We start from the raw sequence: 8,498 nt of genomic DNA on the forward strand, positions 1-8,498 counted from the left end.
CGTAAGGCACCAAAGGGGGGAAAACCACCGGAGGTGGCTAATCACCAGAATGCCTATCATGCCATATGACACAGAAAGGTGAATCCGTAACGCTGACTTTATAAGCATTGCCCGCAGGGCAATCCACCACCCTCGGCCCAAAGGGCCGTCGCCCCCTTCTACACAACCTGCCGCCGACAGGCGGCCACAACCCTCGGCCCGAAGGGCCGTCAACCTTCCCCTCTGAACCTTCTGAACCCGGGCCGCGGAGCGGCCCCCTGGCGGAGCGGCCCTTTATATCCATTATATTCATGAAGACTTACATTGAAAAACTGTTATTTCTTGTATACAATACAGATAAAATGCAGTAACAGGAGGAACCATGAATTTTCTATCTATGAAATATTTCCTCATGCTGGCAGAGGAGAGAAGTTTTACGAAGGCGGCGGAGAGGCTGCATATTACCCAGCAGACTTTGTCCGCCCACATCGCTTCTCTGGAGAAGGAGGCGGGGGCGAAGTTTTTTGTGCGCCATGTGCCGCTGACGCTGACGGACAGCGGTGAGGTGTTCCTTCGCTATGCCCGCCTGTTTGCCAGAAACGAGCGGGCCCTGAAGCGGGAGCTGTCCGATGTGTCGGGGCGCTTTGAGGGGATTCTCCGCATCGGCATTGCGCCGTCCCGGGGACAGGTGATGCTGCCTTCTGTCATTGCCCGTTTCCAGGAGCGGTATCCCCGCTGCGGTATCCGCCTTTTTGAAATGGCCAATGAGGATATATGGAACTGTCTGAAGCGGGATGAAATCGACATAGCCATGGCAAGGCTTCCCGGGGAGATGCCGGGCATTTCCCACAGGCCCTGGATGAGGGAGGAAATCGTGCTTCTTGTGGAGAAATCCCTTACGGAAAGGCTCTGGGGGAAAGAAGGGTATTCTCTTTTCTCGGAAAAGGCAAGGAAGAAGGGACTGCCCCTTTTCTTCGAAGACTGCCCTTTTCTTTTGAACAGTGAAAATGATATTGCCGGCGCTCTGGCAAGACAGCTTTTCCGGCGCGGCAGCTTTGCGCCCCATGTGGCGGTGGAGTCGGAGAATATGGGGACCATGCTTCGGCTCTGCCTTCTGGGGAGGGGCGCCTATTTCTGCCCGGAAAATCTGGCAAGGGCCCTGCTCGCAAAGGATGACTGGGAAAAACTTCATGTCATGCATTTTGAGGAAGGAACCTATGAGCTTTCTTTCGGCTGGCAGACGGGAGCCCACCGCTGGCAGATGATAGAGAAGTGGATGGAGGAGGCGAAACCGGTCTCCTCTCAATGAGGCGGGAGACTGGATTCTTCCGTGAGAGAAGGGGCGCGGCTGCGCCGCAGGTTGTGCAGCAAGGTTATGTTCGCTGACGCTCAAGGGGCGAAAATGTATTGCCGGATGGCTTATATGCATAAAAAAACTCTCCTGCAGGTAGAAGGAGAGTTTTTTTTATTTTGTGGATTTATGAGTGGGATGGTGTGCTGGCCTAGGGAAGCACTGATTAATTCATAGAGTCTGCTTTNNGCATTACATAAAAATTCAAGAATAAAAGCAGACATTGATTTAATCAGCGCTTCCCTAGTTTCCGTTGTCAAGGCGGCGTGATATTCATTGCCCGAAGGGCGCCCCCTGAGCGAAGCGAACACAACCCGCGGGGCGAAGCGGCATTTGAAGCCGCCACCATAACCCTCGGGCCAAAGGCCCGTCAAACCTAAGAACCTTCGGCCCGCAAGGACCGTTAACCCTCACGCCGAAGGCGTGTCCAAGGGCCGCTTCGCGGCCCTTACAAATCCAGGTTGGTTACTTCCTTGGCGTGTTCTTCGATGAACCGGCGGCGGGGTTCCACCTTGTCGCCCATGAGGATGGTGAAGAGGCGGTCTGCCTCGATGGCATCGGTGAGTTCTACTTTCAGCATGACCCTCTGTTCCGGATTCATGGTGGTGTCCCACAGCTGTTCCGGGTCCATTTCACCCAGCCCTTTGTAGCGCTGGATCACGCAGCCGTCACGGCCGATTTCATCAAGCATTTTATTCTGTTCGTCATCGTCGTAGGTGTAGTATTTCTGCCGGCCTTTCCGGATCTGGTAGAGCGGCGGCTGGGCAATGTATACGTGGCCTTCGGTGATGAGGGGTTTCATGTAGCGGTAGAAGAAGGTGAGGAGGAGGGTGCGGATATGGGCGCCGTCCACGTCGGCATCGGTCATGATGATGATTTTGTAGTAGCGGAGCTTGGTGATGTCGAAGTCTTCGCCTACGCCGGTGCCGAAGGCGGTGATCATGGTGCGGATGGCATCGGAGTTCAGCACCCGGTCCAGTCTTGCTTTTTCTACGTTCAGGATTTTGCCGCGGAGGGGCAGGATGGCCTGGTAGCGGCGGTCACGGCCGGATTTGGCGGAGCCGCCGGCGGAGTCCCCTTCGACGATGTAGATTTCCGTAAATTTCGGGTCTTTTTCTGTGCAGTCAGCCAGTTTGCCGGGAAGGCTGGATACTTCCAGCGCGTTCTTGCGGCGGGTCAGTTCACGGGCTCTTCGGGCAGCTTCCCTGGCCCGGCTGGCGGTAATGCCTTTTTCCACAATGGCCCTGGCTTCCTGGGGATGTTCTTCCAGGTAGGTCTTGAGGCCTTCGGAAACGATGTTGTCCACAATGCTCTTGACTTCCAGATTTCCCAGCTTGGTCTTGGTCTGGCCTTCGAACTGGGGGTTAGGCACTTTGACGGAAATGACGCAGGTGAGGCCTTCCCGCACGTCGTCGCCGGAGAGGTTGTCTTCGTTCTGTTTCAGAATGCCGCTTCTTCTGGCGTAATCATTGAGTACCCGGGTGAGGGCGGTGCGGAAGCCTGCCAGGTGCATGCCCCCTTCCACGGTGTTGATGTCGTTGACGAAGGTGTACATGTTTTCGCTGTAGCCGGTCTGGTACTGCATGGCAATGTCTACGATGACCTTGTCCTTTTCCCCTTCAAAGGCGATGACGGCGGGATCTACCAGGTCTTTGCCTTCGTTCAGGAACTGCACGAATTCGGTAATGCCGCCGGCGTAGTGGAAGACGTCCTGATGGGTGGCGCCGTCCCGGTTGTCGGTCAGGGTGATGGTGAGGCCCTTGTTCAGGAAGGCCAGCTCCCGCATGCGGATTTTCAGGGTTTCATAGTCGAAATCGATGCCTTCCTTGAAAATCTGGATGTCCGGCTTGAAGGTGACGGAGGTGCCGGTCTCATCGGTGTCTCCGTAGTTCTTCATGTGTTCCGTTACGTCGCCCCGGGAAAGTTTCATTTCATGGAAATGGCCTTCTCTCCGGACGGTGACCTTCATCCATTCGGACAGGGCGTTGACCACGGAAATACCTACGCCGTGGAGGCCGCCGGAAATGGGGTAACCGTCGCCGCCGAATTTGCCGCCGGCGTGAAGGACGGTGAGCACCACTTCCATGGCGGGTTTGCCGGTTTCGTGCATGCCGGTGGGGATGCCGCGGCCGTTATCGGTGACGGTGCAGCTGCCGTCGTCATTCAGGGTGACTTCGATGTGAGTGCAGTAGCCTGCCAGCGCTTCATCGATACTGTTATCCACGACTTCATACACCAGATGGTGTAAGCCCCGGGCGGAGGTGGAACCAATGTACATGCCCGGACGGAGGCGTACCGCTTCCAGTCCTTCCAGTACGCGTATATCCTTCGCGCCGTAATCGCTCTTGCCATTTTCCTCTGCATGGCGGGCCTGGATTTCATGAATTTCTTCAGACATAAAACACTCCTTGACAAAAAATGCAGCGGCCATTGAATCAGTGCTTCCTGAATTGGTCCACTGCCTTTATATACCTTATATTATATAGTTATTATAGCATAAACGGGGGATTTCTGCAGGAAATGGGAGCGGTGCGATTGAACAACAATACGGGGCTTACCCGTATTCCCGAAGATTGACGCGTGTATCCTTTTGTGATGCAGTAGGACGGCACTGCCGGGACTGATGGCAGTATTTATACTGGCGCCGAAAGGCGCCGTACCTCGCCAGCGACACGGTCAGCCGACTAAAAGGTAGGTCCTTTTATGGGCAGGCTATGGGCCAACTTTGGCTGACTTGGAGGTCCTATGCAGGACCTCCACAGTACTATATAACTCCCTGTGCCGTCAGGCACTTAACCTGTCCGGAAGGCGTCAGCCAATCCCGGACAGAACCCTTGGGGCCCAGGGCCAAAGGCCTGGCGGCCCCCATCAACCCTCGCGCGCGAAAGACCACGGTCGGCCGACTAAATGGAAGGCCCTTTTATGGGCAGGCTAAGGGCCAACTTCGGCCGACTTGCACATCCTATGCAGGATGTGCACATCAACCTTCGGGAATACAGCTTAGCGCCGTTTTGCGTCTGCCTCCAATTTTATAAGATATGGTACAATAAGCAAATAAGCATATTCCATTTTTTCAGGGAAAGGAACTCTATGAAAAAATTATTATTTATCCTTATCATACTGGGCGCAGCCGTTTACTGGGGCATGTCCCAGGGCGACGACCTGAGCCGGCAGGCGAAGGCTTCTCATGGTGGCGCCATCGCTTCCCGTGAGATCAAGCCGGCGAAGGAGGAAAAGGGCGTGGTATCTGAAATCAAAGAGACCGTGGCCACTTTGATTTCCGGTATGTCTTCCACCCCTACGGCCCAGGGTACCGTGGAAAAGACGGACAGGGCCGCTCCTTCCTCTGTGGTGAAGGAAAAGGCGGAAGCCGGCACCCTTCGGGAGAAGTGGGATGACGTGGCCCATCTCAAAGAATCCCTGGAGTCCCGGGTGCACCGGGAAAAGTTTGTGCCCTATGACAAAATACCGGATCTTTTGAAAAAGGGCATTATCGCCACGGAAGACCGGCGGTACTATGACCACGGGGCGGTGGATGTCATCGGCGTGGCCCGGGCGCTGATTACGAACTCCATAGCCGGCGAAACACTGGAAGGGGGAAGCACCATTGCCCAGCAGACGGTGAAGAACATTTTCCTTTCCAACGAACGGACCATGACAAGGAAGGCGGAGGAGCTGGCCCTGGCGGTGCAGCTGGAACGGAATTATTCCAAGGAAGAAATCCTGGAGCTTTACCTGAACACCATTTATTTCGGCCACGGCGCCTATGGCGTAGGGGAAGCCAGCCGGGTGTACTTCGGGAAAGCGCCGAAGGACCTGGATCTCTCCCAGTGCGCCATGCTTGCAGGCCTGCCTCAGGCACCATCGGCCTATGACCCCATCAGCCATCCCAAAGAGGGCGCCAAACGGATGACCACCGTGCTGGCCCTTATGGCCCAGGAAGGCTACATTACGCCGGAAGAGGCGGCCAGGTCCGCCATGCACCTGTGGCTGAAATAACCGGCTTGGGACAGGGCAGGGCCTTTGGAAAATTTCAACAGATATAAGACAAAAGAGTTATGGAAGACAGGGCGGCAAAGGAAATGAAATTTCTTTACTGCCCTGTCTTTTCATCGTTTCCGGCGGCGAGTATAATAAAGGAATGCAAATCTGAAATCTTTTGACAGGAGAGAGTTTCTATGGAGTCTTTAACTTTCATCATTATCGCAGTCATCGTCACATCCATCGGGTTCCTCATCGGCTACCAGATGATACGCCTCCAGAAGAATGTGGCTAAAATCGTGGACCAGATTATTGAACACCACAAGGGGGACAGGAGCTTTCGGGACCAGGAATTCGTCCATTACTTCAAAGCCGGCGGCAACATCTGGCTTTCCGCCATGGATGACAAGTTCAAGAAAATGCTGTCCATGCAGAAATACACCGCCATGGCAGCCATTGCGGTGGCTGTGGTGATTATAGCCCTTTCCATTGTGGAAAAGGTATATCCTCTGGCCGCCTATCCGGCGCTCCTCATCCTTTTCCTGGGGAAGAACCTTCTGGACTTCAAGAGCGTAGCCTCCGATGATAAAACAAACAGCAGGAACGCTGTGGAATATTATAAAAAGGCCTATCCCGAAGACGGCAGTGCCAAAAACAGCAGCGAAGGCAAAACCGCCGACAAACTGGCAGGCTGGTTCCTCATCGCCAAAAGAACGGCCATCCGCACCGGCAAACTGGGCACCGGCACCAAGGCTGCTTCCTCCAATGAAGAAGTAAGACCCTCCCGGGCCATCAGGAGAGGAAGCCCCGGCCGCACCATCCAGAGACGGAGAGGCAGAAGATGAAAAACGTAAAAAGGATAGAGAGTCTGCCCCAGACGGCCGGACGCTCTATCCTTTTTACGCCCGTAAGAGCAAACCACCACCCTTTAAGCCCTCTGAATCCGGTTGCGCAGTGATTCCATGGACAATCCATAATGTTCCGGCCCGCCCCCTGAGCGAAGCGAACACAACCATTCTACACAACCTGCGGTGAAGCCGCCCCTTTTTTTACGCCCGAAGGGCAATCCACCACCCTCTGAACCCTTCTAAGCAAAAAGACCATGAAGGAGTGATTCTCCATTTCTTCATGGTCTTTTACTTACTATATCTTCCTCCTTACCGACTCCCGGGGTACCTGTTCTTCACCCAGCCGCTTCAAGGTTTCTGCGTTCTTGCTGGCGGTCAGGATATAGAGGAAATCCTCTGCCTGCAGGCGGATGTCCGGATCCGGAATCACGCTTTCGCCGTGACGCTTGAGGTCGATGATGATGGTATTCTTGACCCGGGGCACGTCCCTTATTTTCTTCCCTTCCAGAATGGAGCCGCTGCCTACGGGCACTTCTACAATATTTCTTTCTTCTTCGCAGGTTTTGTCCGGCTTGGCGGCCAGAGACTTTTTGAGAAGGGCGTCGTAAATCGGCTCTCCCTTCAGGAGCTCTGCCGTAATGTAGGCCACGGCGCTTCCCAGGGCCAGGGCCATGAGGTGGCCGAAGTCGCCGGTCATTTCCAGGATGAGCAGGGTACCGGTGATGGGGGAGCGCACGCTGGCGGCAAAGAGGGATACCATGCCGATGATGATGAGATTGGGAGCGAAAACCTCGTTAATAAGGCCCAGGGCGGAAAGCACATTGGCCTCCACGCTGCCTAGCAGGGCGCCGATGACCAGAAGGGGCAGGAAGAAGCCGCCGGGGATGCCGCAGCCGTAGCTGATAAGGGTGAAAATATATTTCCCGAAGAGAAGAATCAGCAGGAAGGAAAGGCTGGTGTAGCGGCCGGCGGCCAGCTGATCCACCAGCCCGTTGCCGCCGCCCAGCACCAGGGGCAGGAAGAAGCCCAGAAGGCAGGCAGAGAAAAGGGCAAAGAGGATTTTCACATACTGGTTCTTAAAAACGGGGAGGTTGTAGAAAGCACCGGTGTGAAGGAGTCCGTAGTTGAAAAGGATGCCTGCAAAGCCGGCGGAAATGGCAATGAGCACCACCAGTCCCAGATGGTCCGCAGGCATGGGCACCAGGTTGATGAAATGGAAACTGGTGCTGTTGCCGAAGAAGAAACGGGTGACGATGGTGGCGGTAATGGCGCTGGTCATGGTGGGGAGGAGCACGGCGCCGGAAAAATTGCGGTGCAGTTCCTCCAGGGCAAACATCATGCCCGCCAGAGGCGCATTGAAAGCGGCCGCCAGACCGGCGCTGGCACCGCTGGTGATGAGGTACCGCTCCTCCATGCGGGTGCGGCCCAGAAAACGGGAAATCCCCTGGCCCGCCACGGCGCCGATCTGGATGGAGGGCCCCTCCCGTCCAAGGGAAAGGCCTGCACCGATACCCATGGCGCCGGCAATGATTTTCACCCAGAGAATGCGGATCCATTTCATCTTATAAAGACCAAGGATGACACCCTTCACCTGGGGAATGCCGGAACCGCCGGCCATGGGAGCATAGCGGCCCATGGCATAGAGGAGAAATCCCGTCACCACCAGGGCTGCGGCCCAGAGGGCAAGGGGCAGGAAATTTTCCTTCGCCGTGGCAGGCAGCAGGAATGCGTTATAGATAAAAATGCGGAAAGTCTCCGCCTCTCCCAGAAGAAAGCGGAAAAGGCTGATGCAGAGTCCGCCGAAAATACCTACAAATATGCCTTCAATAAACAGACGGAGGCGGAATTTGTGCCAGTTGTCCAAAGCGACATAGGTCTCAAAGAGCTGCCGGTTCAGGGACTGGGAAGAATGGGGTTCTTCTTTCATAGTGGCCTCCTTTGGAATAGTGAAATAGTGGGGTAGTGTACTAGTGGGCTAGTGGGCTGGTGGGACAGTGGGACAGTGAGATGGTGAGGACTGAGGACTGCTATGGGCTGTCCGCTGTCGGCTTTCCGTAGGGAATGTATTCCTGAAAGAGGTCGTAGACGTCAGACAGTAGACGTCAGACGCCTGACGTCCTGCCTTCCTGCCAGTCATCCTGAGCGAGAGCGAATGAACGTCGGTCGACCAATTAAAAGGAAGGCCCTTTTATGGGCAGGCTAGGGAAGCGCTGATTAAATCGTTATCGGATTTCATTCTTGAATTTTTATTCAATGCAAGGAATAAATCGACGCGAATAGCGAGCTATTTAAGGAGACTTATGAGGTCGATTGGATAAAAATTCATATGAAATTCGATT

The 8,498-nt window shown here is 54.9% G+C and carries 5 protein-coding genes; 3 read left to right on the forward strand and 2 right to left on the reverse strand.

Going from position 1 to position 8,498, the window contains the following annotated elements; all coding sequences use genetic code 11:
* The first annotated feature begins 361 nt into the window (after nucleotides 1-361).
* Nucleotides 362-1,288: a LysR family transcriptional regulator gene (locus B2Y11_RS03500; RefSeq protein ID WP_291056277.1), complete on the forward strand. Its 927-nt coding sequence runs from the start codon at nucleotides 362-364 to the stop codon at nucleotides 1,286-1,288.
* Nucleotides 1,289-1,778: 490 nt separating this feature from the next.
* Here the strand turns inward: B2Y11_RS03500 and gyrB are convergent, their stop codons facing one another.
* Nucleotides 1,779-3,728, reverse strand: coding sequence for a DNA topoisomerase (ATP-hydrolyzing) subunit B (gene gyrB / locus B2Y11_RS03505; protein ID WP_291056278.1), 1,950 nt, complete (start codon nucleotides 3,726-3,728; stop codon nucleotides 1,779-1,781).
* A gap of 692 nt (nucleotides 3,729-4,420) precedes the next feature.
* Here gyrB and B2Y11_RS03510 point away from each other — a divergent pair.
* The gene (locus tag B2Y11_RS03510; protein ID WP_291056281.1) at nucleotides 4,421-5,329 is read left to right on the forward strand and encodes a transglycosylase domain-containing protein; all 909 of its coding nucleotides are present in this window, start codon (nucleotides 4,421-4,423) and stop codon (nucleotides 5,327-5,329) included.
* Nucleotides 5,330-5,508: 179 nt separating this feature from the next.
* Nucleotides 5,509-6,156, forward strand: a complete 648-nt coding sequence (locus tag B2Y11_RS03515; protein WP_291056283.1) for a hypothetical protein — start codon at nucleotides 5,509-5,511, stop codon at nucleotides 6,154-6,156.
* Between the two features lie 298 nt (nucleotides 6,157-6,454).
* Here the strand turns inward: B2Y11_RS03515 and B2Y11_RS03520 are convergent, their stop codons facing one another.
* Nucleotides 6,455-8,086: a ClC family H(+)/Cl(-) exchange transporter gene (locus B2Y11_RS03520; protein ID WP_291056285.1), complete on the reverse strand. Its 1,632-nt coding sequence runs from the start codon at nucleotides 8,084-8,086 to the stop codon at nucleotides 6,455-6,457.
* Nucleotides 8,087-8,498 lie beyond the last annotated feature (412 nt).

Origin of the sequence: Dialister sp. UBA1703, assembly GCA_002320515.1 — a bacterium.
Classification (GTDB): domain Bacteria; phylum Bacillota; class Negativicutes; order Veillonellales; family Dialisteraceae; genus Dialister.